Below are 23426 nucleotides of genomic sequence, written 5' to 3' on the forward strand. Positions count from 1 at the left end.
CGCCAGGGGCTGGATCACTCTGGGTGTTCCTTGATCACTCCAGAGTGAGGAGCGTACATGCGTCGTCCCATTGTCCGGGCGCTGACCCGGCCGTTGGTCCTGGCGGCCGCGATCACGGCGATACCGCTGGCCTCCGCCGCTCCCGCCGCCCCTGCGGCCTCCGACGGGGTCGTGGTGGGCGGCTTCCCGGTCGATGTGTCGGACAGTCCCTGGACCGTCGCCCTGTCCAGCCGTGACCGGTTCGGAGGTATGCGGTCCGGGCAGTTCTGCGGGGGAGTGGCCGTCGGCCCGACCACGGTGCTCACCGCGGCCCACTGCATGGGCGAGGAGGTCCTGGGGGTCCCCCCGGACCGGGCGCGCGACCTGAAGGTCGTCGCGGGCCGCACGGACCTCTACTCGGACGCCGGCCGGGAGATCGCCGTGAACGAGATCTGGGTGAACCCGGCCTACGACGCCCACGGCAACTCGGGCGACTTCGCCGTGCTCAAGCTGGCCGAGCCGCTGCCGCGGACTTCGGTCATCACGATGACCGGCGTCGGTGATCCGGCGTACGAGCCGGGGACCGAGGCCGTGGTCTACGGCTGGGGGGACACCACGGGGAGCGGCTCCTACGCCCACGGTCTGCGGGCCGCCCGTGTGCACGTACTGCGGGACAGTGTCTGCGCGAACGCGTACCCAGGGCCGGCCGACGGTGCGTACCGGGCGCAGACGATGGTGTGCGCGGGGGAGGCCCAGGGAGGCCGCGACTCGTGTCAGGGGGACAGTGGCGGACCGCTGGTCGCCCGGGGCCGACTGATCGGTCTCGTGTCCTGGGGGGACGGGTGCGGGCGGGCCGGAAGCCCCGGTGTCTACACGCGCGTGTCCGACATCGTCAGCACGCTGCGTTGGGAGGCCGCGCTGCCGGGCGCCGCTCGGACGCCGCACGCGGGCTGAACCGGGGACACCGGGGACGACGAACGAGTGCGGGCGGCCGCCCCTGGGACGCAGGGGCGGCCGCCCGCTACCAGCCTGTGCCGGTTGTGGCTCGTCGTCGAACGCGAACTGTCAGCGCTCTTCTTCTGAGGCGGGAACGGCGGTCAGTCGCTCCGTCTCGTCCTGTATCTCAGCGGCGATCTTCTTGAGTTCCGGCTCGAACTTGCGACCGTGGTGGGCGCAGAAGAGCAGTTCTCCGCCGCTGAGCAGGACGACGCGCACGTACGCCTGGGCGCCGCAGCGGTCGCAGCGGTCAGCGGCCGTCATCGGGCTCGCGGGGGTCAGAACAGTAGTCACGTCGCCTCTTCTCTAGCTCGACGAGCTGTCGTACCAGGGTCAACATCCAACCAGCCCCAAACGTTCCCGCTCGTGGCTTCTCCTCGAAAAAATCTTCCGAGGCGGCCGTCTGCTGCCGGTTTGGCGGCGAATGTGCCGTATTACATGTCTGCTGTGTCGTACGGTTTCGCGCTGTCGGTCATGGGCCGGTCCTCCCGGCTGGATTGCCGGTTTGTTCATGAGGACGTGCCCGGAGCCTAAATGGTTCATGCCTCGAAGGGAACGTGATATGTACTTCACTCCATCGAGGGATCGAACATGCATGCGACGCTGGACTAGTGTGAGTTCGGGGGAGGGTGGCGTGACAACGGCTCTACCAGGCCTCGGTACCCTCTTTGCGGCGACCGAAGCCGCGCCCTTACCCCGTGAGGGCCCATCTGAAATTCAGCGAGGAGCGAACCGCGTGACCGCCGATACGTCCGTGCCGTCCACAGCGCTGCTGGCAGGAGCAGACCGGGACGGTTCCAACTACACCGCGCGGCACCTGCTCGTCCTCGAAGGCCTCGAGGCCGTGCGCAAGCGCCCGGGTATGTACATCGGGTCCACCGACAGCCGTGGCCTCATGCACTGCCTCTGGGAGATCATCGACAACTCCGTCGACGAAGCCCTCGGCAGCTACGGCGACCACATCGAGGTGATCCTTCACGACGACGGCTCCGTCGAGGTGCGGGACAACGGCCGGGGCATCCCCGTCGACGTCGAGCCCAAGACCGGTCTGTCCGGTGTCGAGGTCGTCATGACCAAACTGCACGCCGGCGGCAAGTTCGGCGGTGGCTCGTACGCCGCCTCCGGCGGTCTGCACGGTGTCGGTGCCTCGGTGGTGAACGCCCTGTCCGCCCGGCTCGACGTCGAGGTCGACCGTGGCGGGCACACCCATGCGATCAGCTTCCGCCGCGGCGTCCCCGGGGCGTTCGCCGGCGCCGGGCCCGACGCGAAGTTCGAGCCCGCGAGCGGACTGCGCAAGACCAAGCGGATCCCCAAGACCCGCAGCGGCACGCGCGTGCGCTACTGGGCCGACCGGCAGATCTTCCTCAAGGACGCCAAGCTCTCCCTGGAGCACCTCCACCAGCGCGCCCGCCAGACCGCTTTCCTGGTGCCCGGCCTGACGATCGTCGTCCGCGACGAGTACGGCCTGGGTGACGGCGGCAGCAAGGGCGAGGAGTCCTTCCGCTTCGATGGCGGCATCAGTGAGTTCTGCGAGTACCTCGCGTCTGACAGGCCCGTCTGCGACGTCCTCCGCTTCACCGGGCAGGGCTCCTTCAAGGAGACGGTGCCCGTCCTCGACGACCACGGCCAGATGACGCCGACGGAGGTCACCCGCGAACTGGGCGTCGACGTCGCGCTGCGCTGGGGCACCGGGTACGACACCACCCTCCGGTCCTTCGTCAACATCATCGCCACCCCCAAGGGCGGCACCCACGTGGCGGGCTTCGAGCAGGCCGTCGCCAAGACGATGAACGAGGTGCTGCGCGCCAAGAAGCTGCTGCGCGTCGCCGAGGACGACATCGTCAAGGACGACGCCCTGGAGGGGCTGACGGCCGTCGTCACGGTCCGGCTCGCCGAGCCCCAGTTCGAGGGCCAGACCAAGGAGGTCCTCGGCACCTCGGCGGCCCGCCGCATCGTGAACACCGTGGTCTCCCGGGAACTCAAGGCGTTCCTGACGTCCACCAAGCGGGACGCGGCTGCCCAGGCGCGGGTCGTCATGGAGAAGGCGGTCGCCGCCGCACGTACGCGTATCGCGGCCCGGCAGCACAAGGACGCCCAGCGCCGCAAGACGGCTCTGGAGTCCTCCTCCCTGCCCGCCAAGCTCGCGGACTGCCGCAGCGACGACGTCGACCGCAGCGAACTGTTCATCGTCGAGGGCGACTCCGCGCTCGGTACGGCGAAGCTCGCGCGGAACTCCGAGTTCCAGGCACTCCTGCCGATCCGGGGCAAGATCCTCAACGTTCAGAAGTCGTCCGTGACGGACATGCTCAAGAACGCCGAATGCGGTGCGATCATCCAGGTCATAGGAGCGGGCTCCGGGCGGACCTTCGACATCGACGCGGCCCGTTACGGCAAGATCATCATGATGACCGACGCCGATGTGGACGGCTCCCACATCCGGTGCCTGCTGCTGACGCTGTTCCAGCGGTACATGCGGCCCATGGTGGAAGCGGGCCGGGTGTTCGCGGCGGTGCCGCCGCTGCACCGCATCGAGCTCATCCAGCCCAAGAGGGGGCAGGACAAGTACGTGTACACGTACTCGGACCGCGAGCTGCGGGACAAGCTCATGGAGTTCCAGAGCAAGGGGGTCCGGTACAAGGACTCCATCCAGCGTTACAAGGGCCTCGGCGAGATGGACGCCGATCAGCTGGCCGAGACCACGATGGACCCGCGTCACCGCACCCTGCGGCGGATCAACCTCTCCGACCTGGAAGCGGCCGAGCAGGTGTTCGATCTGCTCATGGGGAACGACGTGGCACCGCGCAAGGAATTCATCTCCAGTTCGGCGGCGACGCTGGACCGGTCGCGGATCGACGCGTAGCAGCCGACGCCGGGCCGGGCGGGACACCGGGCGGGGCCGAACCGGACGCCGGGTCGGCCCCGCCCGGCGTTCCGTTCAGGCGCGGTCGGCGAAGGCTCCACCCGTGGGTGGAGAGCGCGGCTCGCCGAGATCCACCCATGATCCACCCGTAGTCCGATCTGCGGACCCGTGTCTTTCCGTAGCGTCGAAGGCGCCGACGGCACTCGCCGTCGGCCGCCCCTTCCCGCTCACGGAGGCCGACATGCCCGGGCTCGTCGACGCACTGCTGATCGCGGCCGTGGCCGTCGTGGTGATCGTGCGGCAGTTCCGCGCCGGCCGTGTCGAAGGGGACCGACGCTGGTGGGTGCTGCCCGGCATCCTCGCCGTCGCGGCCCTGCGTGAGCCCGACCTCCTCGACGCCCGCCATCACACGGCGTCCGCCGCGATACTCGCCGGGGAACTGCTCGTGGGTCTCGCCATGGGAGCCGGCTGGGCCTGGACCACGCGCATATGGGTGGAGGCGGACGGTGCGGTGTGGAGCAGGAGCATCAGGGTGAGCGCGGCTGTCCGGGCCGTCGGTATCGGCCTGCGTGTGGCTCCGTTCGCGTGCGGCGCGATGGTGGGCGTCCCCCAGGGCGGCTCGGCCCTGCTGCTCGCTCTCGCCACCACCCTGCTCGTCCGCTCCGGCATCCTGACGTGGCGGGTGCGGTTCCTGGAGCCGGCCCCCGCTCTGGCCCCAGCCCCGGCGCACGGTGCCGACGCGTCCCGGTCCCGGTGGAAGGAGCGCGTGTGATGCGGGACGCCTTCCTACGCTGGCCCTCCCAGGAGGCGCTCGGCCGTGAGGGGATCCCACGGCCGAGGCGGCTGCTCGCCTGGGCCGTACGGCTCCTGGTGGCCGGTGTCCTGCTCTGGAGCGCTTTCCACGACGATCGTGTCCATGGCTGGACAGCAGTGGCCGGGGCCGGCGGATTCCTCGTGGCCGCCGTGCTGGCCTGGGCGTTCTTCCGCCTGACGGCCGAGCACCGGCTGTGGCCGTCCGTGACCCTGTTGCTTCTGCTGCTGGGACTGGCCGCCGGCGTCCATGCCGCGGGATTCGAGACGCCGGCCACCGTTGTGTGGTGCGGGTCCGCCGTCGCGGCCCTGGAGCGACTGCCCGTGGCAGCCGCGCTTCCGACGGCGGGCGCGGGCTTCGCCGCGTTCGCGGTGTTCAGCGGCGACGGGTGGCTGGGCACAGCCGCCGCGACCGGCGGCATGGCCCTCGCGGGGTACGCGCTCCGCCTGGACGCGGAGGCCCGGGGCAGTGCCCAGCGGCTGCTGGCCCAGGAGAGAGCCGCGCGGGCCGCGGAGGCGGAGTCGGCCGCGCTGGCCGAGCGGGCCCGGATCGCCCGGGAGATCCACGATGTGCTGGCGCACAGCCTCTCGGCGCAACTCGTGCACCTGGAGGCCGCCCGGCTGCTGATCGAGCGGGGCGCGGACCGTGACCGGATTCTCGAGCGGGTGGTCGCGGCGCGCGGGATGGCGCGCGACGGTCTCGACGAGACACGGCAGGCGCTCTCCGCGCTGCGGGGTGAGCTGACTCCCCTGGAGGAGTTCCTGACCGGGCTGGTGCGGGCGACCGCCGGTGCGGAGGTCACCGTGGCGGGGGAGCGCAGACCGCTGCCGGCCGACGCGTCACAGACCGTGCGCAGGGTCGCCCAGGAGGCCCTGACCAACGTCCGCAAGCACGCGCCCGGGGCCAGAGTACGTCTGCGCCTCGACTACGAGCCCGGCCAAGTGACCTTGCACGTCAGGGACTCTGGGGGGCCGCCGGGCGAACTCGCCGGGGCGGGAGGCGGGTACGGTCTGCTGGGGATGCGGGAGCGCGCCGAACTGTTGGGAGGTTCGCTCGAGGCCGGACCGGGTGAGGAAGGGTTCGTGGTGACGCTGAAGGTGCCGGTATGACGGGGGAGTCGGGGGTGCGGCCCGCCCGGGTCGTGGTGGCGGACGACCAGACCGTCGTCCGGGAAGGCATCGTGATGCTGCTCGGGCTGCTGCCGGGGATCGAGGTCGTGGGCGCCGCCGCGGACGGCGAGGAGGCAGTGCGGCTCGTCACCGAACTCGCCCCGGACGTGGTGCTCATGGACCTGCGGATGCCCCGCTGCGACGGAGCCGAGGCGACTCGGCGCATCCGTGCCGAGCATCCCGGCACCCAGGTCGTGGTGCTCACGACTTTCGGGGACGACGAGTCCTTGTTCCCCGCGCTCAGAGCGGGCGCACGGGGTTACCTGACCAAGGACGCGGGCGGTGACGAGATCCTGCGAGCTGTGCAGAGCGTGCTGTCCGGGGACGCGGGACTGTCGCCGAGCGTTCAACGGCGGCTGCTGGAGCGCCTCTCGGAGCCCGAGCCGGAACCGACGGTGCTCGTCGGACCGCCCGACGGGCTGACCGCGCGGGAGACCGAGGTGCTCGTCCTGATCGCGGAGGGACTCAGCAACCAGGAGATCGCCCGCGAACTGCAGGTGTCCACGGCGACGGTGAAGACCCACATCAACAACATGTTCACCAAGACGGGGCTCAAGGACCGGGCGCAGGCGGTGCGTTACGCGTTCAGGAAGGGGTTGGTGCGGCCGCCGGCGGGGTGAACGGGGCTTTTCATCACCTGATGGGGTGAAGTGGGAAGGGAAGAAGAGTCGGGGATCTTCCCGTTCTGTCCATCCTTGGGCATGCAGTCAAGCAACAGCCGTGCCCGCGGCAGCGAGCAGGGTTCCGAGAGTTCGGGCGATCGATGGCAAGGTGCGGGCCCGGCATCCGTCGAGGCACCCGGGGACGCGCGGTACGACGACCCTTGGTACGAGGCGCTGGCCTCCGGCTGGGGCGAGTCGGGCACCGTGCCGCCCGTGACCGAGGTTCCGGCAGCCCGCCGACAGCGTACGGACGGAGCCGCCGCGGCTGCTCTCGTGTACGTCGAGGTTCAGCGGAGCGACGCGTTCCAGGAGGTCCGCAGCCGGTACCGGCGGTTCGTCGTTCCCGCGGTCATCGGATTCTTCCTCTGGTACGTGGCCTACGTCGTGACGGCGACGACCGCGCCCGGAGTCATGGCCCGTCCCGTGTGGGGTGCGGTGAACGTGGCGCTTCTGGCGGGACTCGGGCAGTTCCTCAGCACGTTCCTGCTCACCTGGGCCTACTCCCGGCACGCGCGGCTGCGCAGGGACCGTGCGGCCCTCGAACTGCGTTGGGACACCCAGGAACTGACGCGCGAGGCACGAGGCGGTGCGGTGTGACCGGTGACCATCAGACGCTGGCGTTGCTGCTGTTCAGTGTCTTCGTCGCGATCACCCTGGGAATCACGACGTGGGTGAGCCGCAGCCGGCATGGTTCGGCGGAGGAGTTCTACGCGGGCGGGCGGCTGTTCTCGCCCATGGAAAATGGTTTTGCCATCGCGGGCGACTACATGTCGGCCGCCTCCTTCCTCGGTATCTCGGGGCTCATCTCCCTCTTCGGCTACGACGGGCTGCTGTACTCGGTGGGCTTCCTCGTGGCCTGGCTCGTCGTGCTGTTCCTCGTGGCCGAACTGGTGCGCAACTGCGGGCGCTTCACGCTCGCCGACGTCATCGCCGCACGGATGAACGAACGTCCCGTGCGGATCGCGTCGGGGACGGCCTCGGTCACCGTGTCGATCCTCTACCTGGTGGCGCAGATGGTGGGCGCGGGCAGCCTGGTCGCGCTCCTGCTCGGCGACACGGGCGAGGCCGCGCAGGCATGGGCGGTGATCGGCGTCGGCGCGCTCATGGTGATCTATGTGTCGCTGGGAGGGATGCGGGCCACCACATGGATCCAGATCGTGAAGGCGGTTCTGCTGCTCGGCGGCACGATCGTGCTCACCGTGCTCGTCCTGGTGCGGTTCCACGGTGACTTCGACCGGCTGCTGCGCACGGCGGCCGAGCGCAGCGGGCACGGGGCCGCGTTCCTGGCACCCGGCCTGAAGTACGGCGGGGACTGGATCTCACGGTTCGACTTCATGAGCTTGGGGCTCGCACTGGTACTGGGGACGGCGGGCCTGCCGCACATCCTGTCCCGCTTCTACACCGTGCCGACGGCGCGGGCCGCCCGGCGTTCCGTGGTCTGGTCGATCGGGCTCATCGGCGGCTTCTACCTCATGACGATCGTCCTCGGTTTCGGCGCGGCGGCGATCGTCGGCCCGGACGCGGTACGCGGCTCCCACGCCTCCGGCAACACGGCGGTACCGCTCCTGGCCCTCGACCTGGGCGGCGGGGCCGGCTCCACGGGCGGGACGGTGCTGTTCGCGATCGTGGCGGCCGTCGCCTTCGCCACGATCCTCGCCGTGGTCGCGGGGATCACGCTCGCCTCCTCGGCGTCGGTGGCCCACGACCTGTACGCCTCCCTGCGACGCAGGCATGTCGCACCGCGCAGCGAGGTGACGGTGGCGCGGATCGCCGCCGTCGGCATCGGCGCGATCGCGATCGGCCTCGGCCTGCTGGCCCGCGATCTCAACGTCGCGTTCCTGGTGGGACTCGCCTTCGCCGTCGCCGCGTCGGCGAATCTGCCGGTCCTGCTGTACTCGCTGTTCTGGCGGGGCTTCACCACCCGCGGTGCCGTCTGGGCGATCTACGGCGGGCTGGTTCCGTCCCTGGTGCTCGTCGTCCTGTCGCCCGTGGTCTCGGGCAGCCCCCAGGCGCTCTTCCCGGACGTCGACTTCCAGATCTTCCCGCTCGAGAACCCCGGGCTGGTCTCGATCCCGCTGGGCTTCCTCGCCGGCTGGCTCGGCACGGTCACCTCGGCCGAGGTGCCGGACGAGGCCAAGCACGCGGAGACGGAGGTCCGGTCGCTGACGGGTGCGGGGGCCGTCTGAGGTCCTGCCTCCGATCGCCGCCGGACAGGCCCTGGAGGACCTCAAGGGCTCGTCCGCCGTCCACGGGCCGCTTCCTCAGGCGCGGGTCGCCCACACGTAACGGTGTTCCGGGCGGCCCGCGTCGCCGTACTTCAGGGTGAGCCGGGCCCTGCCGGTGCGCTCCAGGAGCTTCAGATAACGCTGCGCGGTCTGGCGGCTCACCCCGGTGCGCTCGGCGATCTCCAGGGCGGACAGGGGCCCCTCGGCGTTCATCAGGGACTGGCGCACGAGTTCCGCCGTGGTGGGGGAGTGCCCCTTCGGCAGCCCCGGTTCCGAGGGCGCGGACAGGGCCCCGAAGATGCGGTCGACGTCGGCCTGTTCGGCCTCGACGCGGCTGTCGAGCGTACGGCGCAGCTCCGCGTACGCCTCCAGCTTGCCGCGCAGACCCGCGAAGGTGAACGGCTTGACCAGGTACTGCAGGGCGCCTTGCCGCATCGCCGCCTGCACCGTCGTGACGTCCCGTGCGGCCGTGACCATGATCACGTCGGCCTGGTGGCCGCGTCCGCGTATCTCCTGGACGACCTCCAGGCCCGTCCCGTCGGGGAGGTGGTGGTCGAGCAGGATCAGGTCGAGTCGCGGCAACCGCGCCACCTGACGGAGCGCTTCGGCCGCGCTGTGCGCCACGCCGGCGACATGGAAGCCCGGCACCTTCTCGACGTAGGCCGCGTTGACCCGGGCGACCCTGGTGTCGTCGTCCACGACCAGGACCTCGATCATCGCGCCTCCTCCTCGGCAGTGCTCCGCGGGGACGCGGCCAGGGCGGGTTCCCGCTCGGCCTCGGCCAGCGCCTCGGGCAGGACGACGGTGAACTCGGCGCCCCCGCCGTGCGCGTCGCTCACGGCGGCGCGCCCGCCCTGCCGCTCGGCGAGCCTGCGCACCAGGGAGAGGCCGATGCCGCGCTTGCCGTGGGCCGGCGGCTTCTTCGTGGACCAGCCCTCCGTGAAGATCAACTCGTGCTGTTCGGCGGGGACTCCCGGTCCCGTGTCCCTCACCCGGAGAACGGCGGTGCGGCCCTCGGCGCGCAACTCGACCTCCACCCGCGCGTGGGGGGCGCCCGCCACGGCGTCCAGGGCGTTGTCCACCAGGTTGCCCACGATCGTCACCAGCCCGCGCGGGTCGACCAGCCGGTCGGGCAGCCGCGTGCCCTCCGAGATCCGCAGTGCCACGCCGCGTTCGGCCGCGACGGTCGCCTTGCCGACCAGCAGGGCGGCGAGCAGCGGATCCCCGATCTTCTCCGTTACCTGCTCGGCCGTCGCCCGGTGGTCGCCGACCACCTCGCCGACGAAGTCCACGGCGTCGTCGTACATCTCCAGTTCGAGCAGCCCCAGGAGCGTGTGCATGCGGTTGGCGTGCTCGTGGTCCTGGGCCCGCAGGGCGTCGATCAGCCCGTGCGTGGAATCGAGTTCCCGGCCCAGCTGCTCCAGCTCGGTGCGGTCGCGCAGGGTGGCCACGGCGCCGCCGTCGTCGGTGGGCATCCGGTTGACGACCAGCACGCGCTGCCCGCGGACGGCGACCAGGTCCGTACCGGTCACCCGGCCGGCCAGGACGTCGGACGTACGGCCCTCGCCCAGCGCTTCGTCCGGTGACCGGCCCACCGCCTCGTCCCCTATGCCCAGGAGACGCTGCGCCTCGTCGTTCAGCAGGCGGACGCGGCCGGTCCGGTCCAGCGCCACGACGCCCTCCCGGATGCCGTGCAGCATCGCCTCGCGCTCGGCGAGCAGCGCCGAGATGTCGGAGAACGCCAGGTCCCGGGTCTGTCGCTGGACCCGCCGGGAGATCAGCCAGGCGGCCAGCGCCCCCACGGCGAGCGCGCCTCCCGCGTAGGCGAACAGCCCCGGGATGGCGTGGATCAGCCGGGCGCGCACGCTGTCGTACTCGATGCCGACCGAGACCGCCCCGACGATCCGGCCCGTGCTGTCGCGCAGGGGTACCTTGCCGCGGGCCGAGCGGCCCAGGGTGCCGTCGTCGATCTCCATGACCTGCCGGCCGGCCAGGGCCTCGCTGGGATCCGTCGAGACGTGGCCGCCGACCTCCTGCGGCTGGGTGTGGGACCAGCGGACGCCGCGGAGGTCCATCACCACCACGTACTCGGCCCCGCTCGCCCTACGGATCCGTTCCGCCTCGCGCTGCACCGGACCGTCGGCCGACGGCTGTGTGCGCCGCAGGTCCTCGGCGATCTGGGGTACGGCGGCGGTGGTCTGCGCGATGGCGAGCGCGCGGCGCATGGCCTGGTCGTCCAGCTGCTCGCCGAGCGGTGCCAGGAACAGTCCGGTCGCGAGCACGGCGACTCCCGCGGCGATCGCCAGCTGCATGAGCAGGACCTGCGAGAAGACGCGTCGGGGCAGGCCGAGGCGCAGGCGACGGACGGGGGGAGTGGGGCTCATACCCACGACGGTACGTGGGCGGCCCCGCGCAGCCGTAGGGGTGTGTGATGTGGATCTCTTGATCGACTCAAGAGGAAACGGTTCGGCGATCGGTTCACGGCGTGAGCGGCCGGCAGGGACCGTCCGGCAGGTGCCGGCCGCTCAGCGGATCAGCCGACCAGGACCGCGGGCCTCAGTTCGCGCACCGCCACCACGTCCATCCGTGCGGGTGATCCCAGGACCGCTGCCCCGCAGCTCTCCGGGCGGGGCGGCAGCGACGCGCCCTGGACCACGACGACCCGCCAGTGCCGCCCGTCGACGTGGGTGACGGTCACCTCCCAGCGCGGCGCCTCGCCCTGTGTGCGCACGACGGTGAGGGCCTCGGCCGCACACTCGCCGGTCGCCCTCCGTACGGCCAGCTCCGCCGCCTGAGCGGGCCGTTCCCAGGCGGAACTCCCGCGGCAGCCGTCCACGACGATGCGGCCCTCCTGGACGCCGTGCAGCACTTCTTCGACGGAGTGGGCCCGAGCGCGGCCGTAGGCGTAGCCGTACGGCAGGACGAGCACGGTCGGCGAGAACCGGTGACCGCCCAGGTGGGTGACCTCCCAGACACCGTCCAGGCCCGACGCGGCGAGTTCGGCGGCGAGGGGGCGGCCGAGGAGGGCGCAGCAGCGGTCGCGCTTGCCGTTGGTGCAGACGAGGGCGAGCGGGTCGCCGGTGTGCGGGGTGCCGCCGAGCGCGGTGCCGAAGGTCCGGTGGTCGCCTCGGCCGAGCGCGGCGAAGTCGAGGTCCAGCAGCCGGCCCGGGTCATCGGTCCTGGCGCTGTGCAGCCACACCCCGCCGGGCACGGTGTGGGCCGCGTACACCTGGCGCGGGGGAGGGGTGCCGAAGTCGGCGTGCGGTCCGGGGCGGCGGATGAGCGCGACGCGTACGCCGGTGCCCTGCGCGGCTTCCTCCAGGGCGCGGCCCAGCGAGGGATCCAGGTGGCTCGACGTGAGCGCCTTGGCACCCCAGGGGCCGGGCTGTTCCAGCAGCAGCCAGGTCGTCGCCGTGGCCGCGGTCCCCGGCATGGGCTCGTCGAGGTCCCGCGAGACGGTCGTGCACGTACTCACAGAGGTGAGCCTAACCTGACCTGATGCCCTGCGGCCTCCGGTGGGGCGCGTGTCCCGCGACACGGCACGCGCGCACGTGCCGCTCGGTTTCCGGCGCCGCCGTGTCGCGGCTGTCCGGCACGGTGCGGTGCGGCGGGCCTACTCGGGGACCGGCCGGGGTGGTTTCGGGCCCACGTAGATTCCGCTCGGACGCATGCGCAGGGGGCGTTCGCCGTATTCCTCCAGGGCGTGCGCGATCCAGCCCGCCGTCCGGGCGACGGCGAAGACGGTCTCGCCGGCCGACGCCTCCATGCCGCAGGACGCCGTCAGGACCGCCAGCGCGAGGTCGACGTTGGCGTGCAGCGGGGTGTGGCGGGCGGTCGTGTCCACGATGTCGCGGGCGGCGGCCAGCGCCGGCGCCGCCTCGGGAATCTCCGCCAGGCGGGCGAAGAGGACACGCGCGCGGGGATCCTCCCGCGCGTAGAGCCGGTGTCCCAGGCCGGGGATGCGGCGGCCGGCCCGCAGCTCCTCCGCGATCACGGGGCCCGCCGAGCCCCGGTCGAGCACGTCGAGCACCAGCCGGTGCGCGAGCCCGCTCGCCGCGCCGTGCAGAGGGCCCTCGATCACCCCGAGCCCCGCGGTGACGGCCGCGTACGCGTGTGCGCGGGCGCCGGCCGCGACCCGTACCGCGAGCGTCGACGCGGCCAGGTCGTGGTCGACGAGCAGGGCGAGCGCGGTGTCCAGGACGTGCAGGGGGGCCTCTGCCGCCGGCTGCCGGCTGAGCCGCCCCCACAGCCGCTGGGCCAGCGAACCGCCGTCCCGGTGGGTGGGCAGTTTCGGCGGCAGGGCGGCGACGAGGGTCGGGATGAGGCCGCGGGCGGCGCCGAGCACCGCGTCCGCGGACAGGTCGAAGCGGAGCGGGTCCGCCACCGCGGCGGCGATCGCGGCGACGCGCAGGCGGTCGGTGGGACCGGCGTGTTCGGGCAGGGCGTCGACCGCGCGGCGGGCGGCCTCGACAGCGGCCCGTGGCGCGGTGAAGGTGGCTCCGTGCCGCATCCGGCCGGTCCAGAGCCATTCGGCGACCTCTTCGTACGAGTGCCGGGCGGCCAGCTCGGTCGCGTCGACGCCCCGGTAGTAGTACCGGTCCTCGCGGATGAGGGTGAGGTGGGTGCGTACGGACTGTTCGGCGCCGGTGCCCGGACTCCCGTTGCTCTCCCGCCTGTTGCGTCGCGCGAGCGTCTCGACCTCCCGGGCGTCGAAGGTGCTGCCCCGGCCGCCGGGCACGCGCCGGCTGCCCAGCTGGCCCCGGCTGACGTAGGCGTACACGGTCTCGGGCTTCACGCCGAGCAGCTCGGCGGCCTCCTTGGTGGTCAGCCGTCGTTCCGGGTGGCCGGGGCCGGGTTCCTGATCGCGCATGGGATCACCGTATCCACAAGACTGACCTATTGATTCAATCAATATTGACACCTCAGTAGTCAACCATGGACAGTCGAATCAAGTTCGAGGAGGAAACCATGTCCGTCAACAGGTACGCAGCCACACCCGTCGAGGTGCCGCGGGGGCTCGCCGGTGTCGTCGTCGCCGACACCGAGGTCGGTGACGTCCGGGGACGCGAGGGCTTCTACCACTACCGGCAGTACTCGGCCGTCGACCTCGCCCGCAGCCGCCCGTTCGAGGACGTCTGGCATCTCCTCGTCCACGGCCACCTGCCGGACGCGCGCCGCGCCGCCGCCTTCGCCGCGGAGACCGCCGCTCTGCGAAGGCTCCCCGACCGGGTGGCCGCCGCCCTGCCCGCCGTCGCGGCGGTGGGCGCGGGCGCCGACCCGCTCGCGGGGCTGCGGACGGCCCTGTCGCTGCTGGGCGCGGCGAAGGGCTTCCGGCCGGTCTACGACATCGACGCCGACCGGCGCCGGCAGGACACCCTCGCCGCGGCGGCCGCCGTGCCCACACTGCTCACCGCGCTCCACCGGCTGGGCAGGGGCCTCGAGCCCGTCGAGCCGCGCGACGACCTCTCGTACGCGGCGAACTACCTGTACATGTTGACGGGTGCCGAACCGGAGCCGGAGCGGACGCGGGCCGTCGAGCAGTACTTGATCTCCACCATCGACCACGGATTCAACGCGTCCACCTTCACCGCCCGGGTCGTCACCTCGACGGGCGCCGACGTGGCCGCCTGCCTGGTCGCCGCCGTGGGCGCGCTGTCGGGACCCCTGCACGGCGGTGCCCCCAGCCGTGCGCTGGACACCCTGGACGCGATCGGCACGCCCGGCCGCATCGACCCGTGGATCCGCGAGCGGGTTCTCGCCGGCGATCGCATCATGGGTTTCGGGCACGCCGTCTACCGGACCGAGGACCCGCGTTCGCGCATGCTCCGCGAGATCGCCCAGGGTTTCGGGGGGCCGCGCGTGGACTTCGCCGTGGAGGTCGAGCGCCAGGTCGAGGCGATCCTCGCCGAGCTGAAGCCGGGCCGGGAACTGCACACGAACGTGGAGTTCTACGCGGGCGTGGTCATGGAACTGTGCGGGTTGCCCCGCGAGATGTTCACCCCCACCTTCGCGGCGGCCCGCGTCGTGGGCTGGAGCGCCAACATCCTGGAGCAGGCGGAGGACAAGAAGATCATCCGGCCCGCGGCCCGGTACGTGGGACCTCGGGCGCCCGTCCCCGTGTCGGCGGCCTGAGCCGGAGCGCGACCGCCCCGGCGGATGACCGGCCCCGTGGGCGACTTCCCGGAAGACGGCCGGAGAACGCGTGTGGCCTGGTGCCGTTCCGGCGCCAGGCCTCATCGGTGGTGATCGAGCAGGGACGGGGTGCCGGGCTGCTCGCCGGGTGACCGCCGGCTCGCGGAGCGGTTGCGCGCGGCCGGGGTGGGGGCGACGGGACGGGTCTTCGGATGGACGCGTGCCCGGGCGGAGGGGTCAGGCGTCGGGGATGTCCGCCTTGGCGCGGATCAAGGTTTCCCTGCTCACGACGACGATGCGCTCGTAGTCGGCGCGTGCGGCGTCCGCGGGCAGTTCACCGTCCAGCGCCTCGGTGGCCTCGGTGCCGATGACGGCGAAATTGCCGTCACTGAGTTCGAACACGTCGGGGCAGGTCGATCCGGAGGAACTGCCACGGGCGCTGGGGGGCACACCGATGCGGCGCACGATCTTCAAAGCTACCGGTCCTTATGAACGATCAACTCGGACAGAGTGGTGAACGCCACACGCTACTGGTGCTCGAGAGGCCCCCGTGGCTGCATGGCCGAAAAACATCCCCGTCGTGTCGCCGGTGCCGGTGTGTTGACCCGTTCGGCGGGACCGCCCGACGTCAGTCGGTGGGAGGAGTGCCGACGACCCACCATTCGTCCGTGTCGGCCTCGTCGAGGTCCTGGACCAGGCGGTCGACCATGCGGCCCACGCGCGCCTCTTCCGAAGTTTCGTTCAGGGAGGCGCGCATGTGCCTCGCCGCCTCCCAGTACTCGCGGAAGATCGGGCTCTGGAAGAACTCCCGGAGGGCCGCGTAGAGCTCGTCGCGGTCCACCAGCCCCGCCCGGTAGACGTGGTAGAGGTTGACGTACCAGGCGTTGGCGTAGAAGAACTGGCGGCGCCTCTCTGCCGGAATGTCCTTGTCGTACGTGTCGATGACCTCGGCCAGGGACGGGTCGTCGATCGCCCTGGTCAGCAATTCCCAGTGCATGCGCTGCTGATGTGCCAGGGACTCGCGCCGGATCGCCAGCTCCTCCAGCTCCAGTCGGCGCGCGTGCAGACGGGCCTTCTCCATTCGCCGCTGACGTGCGGCCAACGTCAACCCTGCCGTGGCGACCAGGATCCCTGTCGCCGCCGAGTTGAACCTCCCCGTGATCTTCTTCCGTGTGACCATGTCAACCCCCGAATCAGGCGGCCGCCCGCCGGTCGTCGATTGCGGGTCGGCTGACGGGGACCGGCGAGCGATGGGTGGCGCTTGCCACCTCCAGGGTGCCGAGCGGCTCTGATCGGCGGGGGAGGCGGAGAAGAGGCGCACGGAGGGAAGCGAGGGTCGCACACTCCGGCGCCATGCCCAACGTCTGCCCCGCGAGCGCTGCTAACAATCGTTCACTTCGCGGTGATTCCCCCTGCTCGTATCCTGGCTGCGCATTCCATCCCCGACCGTGCGCCGGGCCGCGAGCCGGTGCACGCGTAGGTGTCAGAGAGGTCGCACGTTGACGCAGAGCCGCACTCCGCAGCAGATCCCGGTCGTCGTACTCGCCGGATTCCTGGGTTCCGGCAAGACGACACTGCTCAACCACCTCCTCCACCGCAGCGGAGGCAGCCGTATCGGCGCGATCGTGAACGACTTCGGCTCCATCGAGATCGACGCCATGGCCGTGGCGGGCGCCCTCGGCGACTCGACCGTCTCCCTCGGCAACGGCTGCCTGTGCTGCGCCGTCGACGCCGGTGAGCTGGACGGGTACCTGGAGCGCCTCGCGCGCCCCTCCACCGGCATCGACGTCATCGTCATCGAGGCCAGCGGGCTCGCCGAGCCGGAGGAACTCGTCCGCATGGTCCTCGCCAGCGAGCATCCGGGGATCGTGTACGGCGGGCTCGTCGAGGTCGTCGACGCCGCCGAGTTCGACGAGACCCGCGCCCGGCACCCGGAGATCGACCGGCACCTCGCCCTCGCCGACCTCGTCGTGGTGAACAAGCTCGACCGGGCGCCCGACGCCGCACGCGTCCTGGGCCTCGTCCGCTCCCTCACCGACCGGACCGCCGTCGTACCCGCGACCTACGGCCGTATCGACCCCGAGTTCCTCTTCGACTGCCGGCCGAGCGAGGAGCGCGTGGGGCAGCTCTCCTTCGACGACCTGCACCGACAGGACGGCGACGGCCACGACGGCGTCGAGGGACAGGACGGGCAGCACGCCCGCGACCGACAGGGCGGTCCCGACGGGCCGGAAGGTCACGGCGATCACGCCGGCCACCTGCACACCGCCTACGACAGCGTGTCCTTCGACTCCGAAGTCCCGCTGGACCCGCGCCGGTTGATGCCGTTCCTCGACAGCCGTCCCGAAGGGCTGTACCGCATCAAGGGGTACGTCGACTTCGGACCGCACGACCCTGCCAACCGCTACGCCGTGCACGCCGTCGGGCGCTTCCTGCGCTTCTACCCGGAACCCTGGGGCTCCGCCGAGGAGCGCCGCACCCAGCTCGTCCTCATCGGTTCCGGCATCGGGACCGCCGCCCTCGCCAAGGAACTGCAGGCCTGCGAGAACGACGCCCCGCACGCCGACGAGCGCGGCATGTGGGGCGTCCTCCGTTACGTCCGGCACCCCGAAGACGAGGCGGTCGAGGCGGTCGAGGCGGTCGAGGAGGCCTAGACCGGGCCGGCCACGACCGACACCGGCTTGCCCAGCGACACGCCCGAGCCGTCCCGGCGCGGATCGATCTCCGGCATGTCGACCGGTGTGCCGTTCTTCTGGGCGGCCCGCGCCGGGGCGGGACCCGCCCAGGCCAGGGACAGGCAGTCCTCGCCCTTCAGGAACCGCTGGCAGCGCACGCCGCCGGTCGCCCGTCCCTTGCGCGGGTACTGGTCGAACGGGGTCAGCTTGGCGGTCGTCTGGACGGAGTCGTCCAGGGTGCCGCGCGAGCCCGCGACCGTGAAGACCACCGCGTCGGCCGCCGGGTCCACGGCCGTGAAGGAGATCACCTTCGCGCCGTCCGTGAGCTTGATGCCCGTCATACCGCCGGCCGGGCGGCCCTGCGGGCGGACCTGCGAGGCCTGGTAGCGCAACAGCTGGGCGTCGTCCGTGATGAAGACCAGGTCCTCCTCGCCGGTGCGCAGCTCGACCGCGCCGACGATCCGGTCACCCTCCTTGAGGGTGATGACCTCCAGCTCGCCCTTGTTGCTCGGATAGTCGGGCACCACACGCTTGACGACGCCCTGCTCCGTGCCGAGCGCGATACCGGGGGAGGACTCGTCGAGCGTGGTCAGGCCGACCACCGTCTCGTCACCCTCCAGCGGGACGAACTCCGCCAGCGGCGCGCCGCCCGAGAGGTTGGGCGCGGACGCCGTGTCCGGCAGCTGCGGCAGGTCCACGACGTTGATGCGCAGCAGCCGGCCCGTCGAGGTGACCGCGCCGATCTCCCCGCGCGCGGTGGCCGGCACGGCCGACACGATCACGTCGTGCTTGGTCCGCCGGGCGTCCGCGTCCTCCCCGAAGGGCTCGGCGTTCGCCGTGCGGGCCAGCAGACCCGTCGAGGAGAGCAGCACCCGGCACGGGTCGTCGGCGACCTGGAGGGGCACGGCGGAGGCCGGCGTGCCCGCCGACTCCAGCAGGACCGTACGACGGTCGGTGCCGAACTTCTTCGCCACCACGGCCAGTTCGGCCGAGACCAGCTTGCGCAGCTCCGCGTCCGACTCCAGGATCCGGGTCAGCTCGGCGATCTCCTCGTTGAGCTTCTCCTTCTCCGCCTCCAGCTCGATCCGGTCGTACCTGGTCAGCCGGCGCAGCGGCGTGTCGAGGATGTACTGCGTCTGGATCTCCGACAGGGAGAAGCGCTCGATCAGGCGCTCCTTGGCCTGCGCGCTGTTGTCGCTGGAGCGGATCAGCCGGATGACCTCGTCGATGTCGACGAGCGCCGTGAGCAGGCCTTCGACCAGGTGCAGGCGGTCGCGGCGCTTGGTCCGGCGGAACTCGCTGCGCCGCCGGACGACCTCGAAGCGGTGGTCGAGGTAGACCTCGAGCAGCTCCTTCAGGCCCAGCGTGAGCGGCTGGCCGTCCACCAGCGCCACGTTGTTGATGCCGAAGGACTCCTCCATGGGCGTCAGCTTGTACAGCTGCTCCAGGACCGCCTCCGGCACGAAGCCGTTCTTGATCTCGATGACCAGGCGCAGCCCGTGCTCGCGGTCGGTGAGGTCCTTGACGTCGGCGATGCCCTGGATCTTCTTCGAGCCGACCAGGTCCTTGATCTTGGCGATGACCTTCTCGGGGCCGACGGCGAAGGGCAGTTCGGTGACGACGAGGCCCTTGCGGCGGGCCGTCACGGTCTCCACCGACACCGTGGCGCGGATCTTGAAGGTGCCGCGGCCCGTCTCGTAGGCGTCCCGGATCCCCGAGAGGCCGACGATCCGCCCGCCGGTGGGCAGGTCCGGGCCCGGGACGTGCTTCATCAGCGTGTCCAGATCCGCGTTCGGGAACCGGATCAGGTGGCGGGCGGCCGAGACGACCTCGCCCAGGTTGTGCGGCGGCATGTTCGTGGCCATGCCGACCGCGATGCCCGAGGAGCCGTTGACCAGGAGGTTCGGGAACGCGGCGGGCAGTGCCGCCGGCTCCCGCTCCTGGCCGTCGTAGTTCGGGTTGAAGTCGACCGTGTCCTCGTCGATGGACTCGGTCATCAGGCTCGTCGCCGCGGTCTGACGGCACTCGGTGTACCGCATGGCGGCCGGCGGGTCGTCGTTGCCCAGCGAGCCGAAGTTGCCGTGGCCGTCGACCAGGGGCACGCGCATGGAGAACGGCTGGGCCATGCGCACCAGGGCGTCGTAGATCGACGCGTCGCCGTGCGGGTGGAGCTTGCCCATGACCTCGCCGACGACCCGCGCGCACTTCACGTAGCCGCGGTCGGGGCGCAGGCCCATCTCGTTCATCTGGTAGACGATCCGGCGGTGGACGGGCTTGAGGCCGTCGCGGGCGTCCGGCAGGGCGCGGGAGTAGATGACCGAGTACGCGTACTCGAGGAAGGAGCCCTGCATCTCGTCGACGACGTCGATGTCGAGGATCCGCTCCTCGTACGAGTCGTCGGGCGGCGGGGTCTTCGTGCTGCGGCGGGCCATCGCTGCCGGCTCCTCCTGTTTCCTGGTCGCTCGCCTGCGGGGCGCTCACGTCGGTGTCGACGCGCGTCCTGCGGCTCACTCTTGCTGAGGCGTGTGACGGGATCTCCGCGGACCATTGTGGACCGTGGCACCGACAGTGCGTCCCGGGGCCCGGACGTCGGCGACCGGACCGGCCGGAGAGGCACCTCGTCCACGGCTGTCCGCAGGCTACGCGATCTCGCTCTCGGCGTACGCCGCCCGGGAACTCCACCGCCGCTCCGCACGCTTGCATACAGTGGCAGGACCGGCAGGAAAAACTGGCAGGACCGGCAGGAAAAACGCGGTTTCGACGACCGCGCCCGCGATCGGAAGGACGTACATGCCCATGGGTCACACGGCCACAGCCCAGGCAGGCTCCGGGGGCCTGACAGCGACCGAGCACCGCCTGGCCAACGGCCTGCGCGTGGTGCTCTCCGAGGATCACCTGACCCCCGTCGCGGCGGTGTGCCTCTGGTACGACGTGGGCTCGCGCCACGAAGTCAAGGGCCGTACCGGCCTTGCCCACCTCTTCGAGCACCTGATGTTCCAGGGCTCCGGGCAGGTCAAGGGCAACGGTCACTTCGAGCTGGTCCAGGGCGCGGGCGGCTCGCTCAACGGCACGACCAGTTTCGAGCGCACCAACTACTTCGAGACCATGCCCACGCACCAGCTGGAGCTCGCCCTCTGGCTGGAGGCGGACCGCATGGGCTCGCTGCTGGCCGCGCTGGACGACGAGTCCATGGAGAACCAGCGCGACGTCGTCAAGAACGAACGCCGCCAGCGCTACGACAACGTCCCCTACGGCACGGCGTTCGAGAAGCTGACCGCCCTCGCCTACCCCGAGGGCCATCCCTACCACCACACGCCGATCGGCTCGATGGCCGACCTGGACGCGGCGACCCTGGAGGACGCGCGCGCGTTCTTCCGCACGTACTACGCGCCCAACAACGCCGTGCTGTCGGTCGTCGGCGACATCGACCCGGAGCAGACGCTCGCCTGGGTCGAGAAGTACTTCGGCTCCATCCCCGCCCACGACGGCAAGCCCCAGCCCCGTGACGGCTCCCTGCCCGACATCATCGGCGAGCAGCTGCGCGAGGTCGTCGAGGAGGAGGTCCCGGCCCGCGCGCTGATGGCCGCCTACCGTCTGCCGCAGGACGGCACACGCGCGTGCGACGCGGTCGACCTGGCGCTCACCGTGCTCGGGGGCGGCGAGTCCTCCCGCCTCTACAACCGTCTGGTCCGCCGCGACCGTACGGCCGTGGCCGCCGGCTTCGGCCTGCTGCGCCTGGCCGGGGCGCCCTCCCTGGGCTGGCTGGACGTCAAGACGTCCGGCGACGTCGAGGTGCCCGTCATCGAGACGGCCATCGACGAGGAGCTCGCCCGGTTCGCCGAGGAGGGCCCCACCGACGAGGAGATGGAGCGCGCCCAGGCCCAGTTGGAGCGCGAGTGGCTGGACCGTCTCGGCACGGTCGCCGGCCGCGCCGACGAACTGTGCCGGTACGCGGTGCTGTTCGGCGACCCGCAGCTGGCCCTGACCGCCGTCCGGCGCGTGCTGGACATCACCGCGGAGGAGGTCCGGGAGATCGCCCGGGCCCGCCTGCGCCCGGACAACCGCGCCGTACTGGTCTACGAGCCCACCGAGCCCGCCGAGAACACCGCCGACGAGGACGAGAACGAGGAGGCGGCCCAGTGACCGAGCTCGCCGCGATGGACTTCCACCCCCAGCCCCGCGCGGGCGAGGCCAGGCCCTGGGCGTTCCCCGCCCCCGAGCGCGGGACGCTCGACAACGGCCTGACCGTCCTGCACTGCCACCGCCCCGGACAGCAGGTCGTCGCCGTCGAGGTCATCCTCGACGCGCCCCTGGACGCCGAACCGGCCGGCCTCGACGGCGTCGCCACGATCATGGCGCGGGCCTTCTCCGAGGGCACGGACAAGCACTCCGCCGAGGAGTTCGCCGCCGAGCTGGAGCGCTGCGGCGCCACCCTCGACGCGCACGCCGACCACCCCGGCGTCCGCCTCAGCCTGGAGGTTCCGGCCTCCCGCCTGGCCAAGGCCCTCGGCCTGGTGGCCGACGCCCTGCGGGCGCCCGCGTTCGCCGACAGCGAGGTCGAGCGCCTCGTCCGCAACCGCCTGGACGAGATCCCGCACGAGCTGGCCAACCCCTCCCGGCGCGCCGCCAAGGAGCTCTCCAAGGAGCTGTTCCCGGCGACCGCGCGCATGTCGCGCCCGCGCCAGGGCACCGCGGAGACCGTCGAGAAGATCGACTCCGCTGCCGTACGCGCCTTCTACGAGAAGCACGTCCGCCCCGCCACGGCCACCGCCGTGATCGTCGGCGATCTCACCGGAGTCGACCTCGACGCGCTCCTGGGCGACACCCTGGGCGCCTGGACGGGGTCCGCTGCCCAGCCGCGGCCGGTGCCGCCGGTGACCGCCGACGACACCGGACGGGTCGTCGTCGTGGACCGCCCCGGCGCCGTCCAGACGCAGCTGCTGATCGGCCGCATCGGCGCCGACCGGCACGCGCGCGTGTGGCCCGCGCAGGTGCTCGGCACGTACTGCCTGGGCGGCACCCTCACCTCCCGGCTGGACCGCGTCCTGCGCGAGGAGAAGGGCTACACCTACGGCGTGCGCGCCTTCGGCCAGGTCCTCAGGTCCGCGCCGGACGGTTCGGGCGCCGCGATGCTCGCCATCAGCGGCTCGGTCGACACCCCCAACACCGGTCCCGCGCTGGAGGACCTGTGGAAGGTGCTGCGCACCCTCGCCGAGGGCGGTCTGACCGACGCCGAGCGGGACGTCGCCGTGCAGAACCTCGTCGGAGTGGCGCCCCTGAAGTACGAGACGGCCGCCGCCGTGGCGGGCACGCTGGCCGACCAGGTCGAGCAGCACCTGCCGGACGACTACCAGGCCACGCTGTACCAGCAGCTCGCCGCGACCGGCACCGTGGAGGCCACGGCGGCGGTCGTGAGCGCCTTCCCGGTGGACCGCCTGGTGACGGTCCTCGTCGGCGACGCGGCCGCGATCAAGGCGCCGGTCGAGGCCCTCGGCATCGGTGAGGTGAAGGTCGTCCCCGCGGAGTAGGAACGCGGACCGGCGGCCGTGAGGCCGCGCGCGGGAGCCCTGGTGGACGGATGTGCCACCAGGGCTCCTCGATGTCCGAATTGAGGGAGAGGCTGCCTGTCTGCCCTGTGGCATGCGCTACAAAAGCCGCGTTCTGTTTGGGTATTGAAGGCCGCCGCGTCTAGTTTCGACCGGGCTGTTCGTCAGGCAGTGCGCCGCGTCCGCGGCACCGGACAGTCATCGCCGAGTCCCCCCACGGCGCGAGCCAGGGGAGCCGGGGACCCAACCAGACAGTCCCTGGGGTGAATCGGACGCCCGCGCGAGCCGCGAGGGGGTCCGTAGGAGACCTTCCTGCTCCGAACCCGTCAGCTAACCCGGTAGGCGAGAGGGAAGGAAAGGACCGCTCAACT

19 protein-coding genes and 1 riboswitch are annotated in these 23426 nt (G+C 71.6%); of the genes, 11 read left to right on the forward strand and 8 right to left on the reverse strand.

All coding sequences use genetic code 11. The features are described 5' to 3' along the window. Positions 1–57 precede the first annotated feature (57 nt). A complete protein-coding gene (locus ACH4N1_RS24645) occupies positions 58–933 on the forward strand; it encodes a S1 family peptidase (protein ID WP_398100133.1) in 876 nt (291 codons plus the stop codon). Positions 934–1044: 111 nt separating this feature from the next. Here the strand turns inward: ACH4N1_RS24645 and ACH4N1_RS24650 are convergent, their stop codons facing one another. Further along, positions 1045–1269, reverse strand: coding sequence for a hypothetical protein (locus ACH4N1_RS24650; protein WP_073492764.1), 225 nt, complete (start codon positions 1267–1269; stop codon positions 1045–1047). 442 nt (positions 1270–1711) lie between these two features. Here ACH4N1_RS24650 and ACH4N1_RS24655 point away from each other — a divergent pair, with 442 nt between their 5' ends. From ACH4N1_RS24655 to ACH4N1_RS24680, 6 genes are all read left to right on the forward strand, one after another. Continuing rightward, complete coding sequence (locus ACH4N1_RS24655; protein WP_398100134.1) at positions 1712–3835, forward strand: type IIA DNA topoisomerase subunit B; 2124 nt, start codon at positions 1712–1714, stop codon at positions 3833–3835. A 241-nt stretch (positions 3836–4076) separates the two neighbouring features. After that, a complete protein-coding gene (locus tag ACH4N1_RS24660; RefSeq protein ID WP_398100136.1) occupies positions 4077–4607 on the forward strand; it encodes a DUF1453 domain-containing protein in 531 nt (176 codons plus the stop codon). After that, positions 4604–5755 (forward strand): sensor histidine kinase, encoded by a 1152-nt coding sequence (locus tag ACH4N1_RS24665; protein ID WP_398100138.1) that lies wholly within the window; start codon positions 4604–4606, stop codon positions 5753–5755. Before ACH4N1_RS24660 ends, ACH4N1_RS24665 begins: the two co-directional genes overlap by 4 nt. Further along, the gene (locus ACH4N1_RS24670; protein ID WP_398100140.1) at positions 5752–6435 is read left to right on the forward strand and encodes a response regulator; all 684 of its coding nucleotides are present in this window, start codon (positions 5752–5754) and stop codon (positions 6433–6435) included. The genes ACH4N1_RS24665 and ACH4N1_RS24670 overlap by 4 nt, the downstream gene beginning before the upstream one ends. 81 nt (positions 6436–6516) lie before the next feature. Further along, complete coding sequence (locus ACH4N1_RS24675) at positions 6517–7074, forward strand: DUF485 domain-containing protein (RefSeq protein WP_398100141.1); 558 nt, start codon at positions 6517–6519, stop codon at positions 7072–7074. Further along, on the forward strand, positions 7071–8663 hold the full coding sequence (locus ACH4N1_RS24680; RefSeq protein ID WP_398100143.1) for a cation acetate symporter: 1593 nt from the start codon (positions 7071–7073) through the stop codon (positions 8661–8663). The genes ACH4N1_RS24675 and ACH4N1_RS24680 overlap by 4 nt, the downstream gene beginning before the upstream one ends. A 75-nt stretch (positions 8664–8738) precedes the next feature. Here ACH4N1_RS24680 and ACH4N1_RS24685 read toward each other — a convergent pair whose 3' ends face one another. From ACH4N1_RS24685 to ACH4N1_RS24700, 4 genes are all read right to left on the reverse strand, one after another. Next, positions 8739–9419: a response regulator gene (locus ACH4N1_RS24685; RefSeq protein WP_398100144.1), complete on the reverse strand. Its 681-nt coding sequence runs from the start codon at positions 9417–9419 to the stop codon at positions 8739–8741. Further along, positions 9416–11086 (reverse strand): ATP-binding protein, encoded by a 1671-nt coding sequence (locus ACH4N1_RS24690; RefSeq protein ID WP_398100146.1) that lies wholly within the window; start codon positions 11084–11086, stop codon positions 9416–9418. The genes ACH4N1_RS24685 and ACH4N1_RS24690 overlap by 4 nt, the downstream gene beginning before the upstream one ends. Positions 11087–11235: 149 nt before the next feature. Continuing rightward, on the reverse strand, positions 11236–12177 hold the full coding sequence (locus ACH4N1_RS24695) for a sucrase ferredoxin (protein WP_398100148.1): 942 nt from the start codon (positions 12175–12177) through the stop codon (positions 11236–11238). Between the two features lie 138 nt (positions 12178–12315). Continuing rightward, positions 12316–13572 (reverse strand): citrate synthase, encoded by a 1257-nt coding sequence (locus tag ACH4N1_RS24700; RefSeq protein WP_398100150.1) that lies wholly within the window; start codon positions 13570–13572, stop codon positions 12316–12318. 98 nt (positions 13573–13670) lie between these two features. On the opposite strand from ACH4N1_RS24700, the gene ACH4N1_RS24705 reads away from it, so the two are divergent. Further along, positions 13671–14834, forward strand: a complete 1164-nt coding sequence (locus ACH4N1_RS24705; protein WP_398100151.1) for a citrate synthase/methylcitrate synthase — start codon at positions 13671–13673, stop codon at positions 14832–14834. A 237-nt stretch (positions 14835–15071) separates the two neighbouring features. Here ACH4N1_RS24705 and ACH4N1_RS24710 read toward each other — a convergent pair whose 3' ends face one another. Then, on the reverse strand, positions 15072–15308 hold the full coding sequence (locus tag ACH4N1_RS24710) for a hypothetical protein (protein ID WP_398100153.1): 237 nt from the start codon (positions 15306–15308) through the stop codon (positions 15072–15074). Positions 15309–15462: 154 nt separating this feature from the next. Further along, the gene (locus tag ACH4N1_RS24715; protein WP_398100155.1) at positions 15463–16014 is read right to left on the reverse strand and encodes a DUF6082 family protein; all 552 of its coding nucleotides are present in this window, start codon (positions 16012–16014) and stop codon (positions 15463–15465) included. 319 nt (positions 16015–16333) lie between these two features. Here ACH4N1_RS24715 and ACH4N1_RS24720 point away from each other — a divergent pair, with 319 nt between their 5' ends. Beyond that, complete coding sequence (locus ACH4N1_RS24720) at positions 16334–17488, forward strand: CobW family GTP-binding protein (protein WP_398100157.1); 1155 nt, start codon at positions 16334–16336, stop codon at positions 17486–17488. Here ACH4N1_RS24720 and ACH4N1_RS24725 read toward each other — a convergent pair. Next, entirely contained in the window at positions 17485–19941 is a 2457-nt protein-coding gene (locus tag ACH4N1_RS24725; protein ID WP_398100158.1) for a DNA topoisomerase (ATP-hydrolyzing) subunit A, read from the reverse strand. The genes ACH4N1_RS24720 and ACH4N1_RS24725 overlap by 4 nt on opposite strands. Before the next feature lie 358 nt (positions 19942–20299). On the opposite strand from ACH4N1_RS24725, the gene ACH4N1_RS24730 reads away from it, so the two are divergent. Both ACH4N1_RS24730 and ACH4N1_RS24735 read left to right on the forward strand, forming a co-directional pair. Continuing rightward, positions 20300–21652, forward strand: coding sequence for a M16 family metallopeptidase (locus ACH4N1_RS24730; RefSeq protein WP_398100160.1), 1353 nt, complete (start codon positions 20300–20302; stop codon positions 21650–21652). After that, on the forward strand, positions 21649–23037 hold the full coding sequence (locus ACH4N1_RS24735; RefSeq protein WP_398100162.1) for a M16 family metallopeptidase: 1389 nt from the start codon (positions 21649–21651) through the stop codon (positions 23035–23037). Before ACH4N1_RS24730 ends, ACH4N1_RS24735 begins: the two co-directional genes overlap by 4 nt. Before the next feature lie 210 nt (positions 23038–23247). Continuing rightward, a riboswitch (cyclic di-AMP (ydaO/yuaA leader) is annotated at positions 23248–23415 on the forward strand. Positions 23416–23426 lie beyond the last annotated feature (11 nt).

Origin of the sequence: Streptomyces sp. NPDC017202, from assembly GCF_044331705.1 — a bacterium.
Taxonomy (GTDB): Bacteria; Actinomycetota; Actinomycetes; order Streptomycetales; family Streptomycetaceae; genus Streptomyces.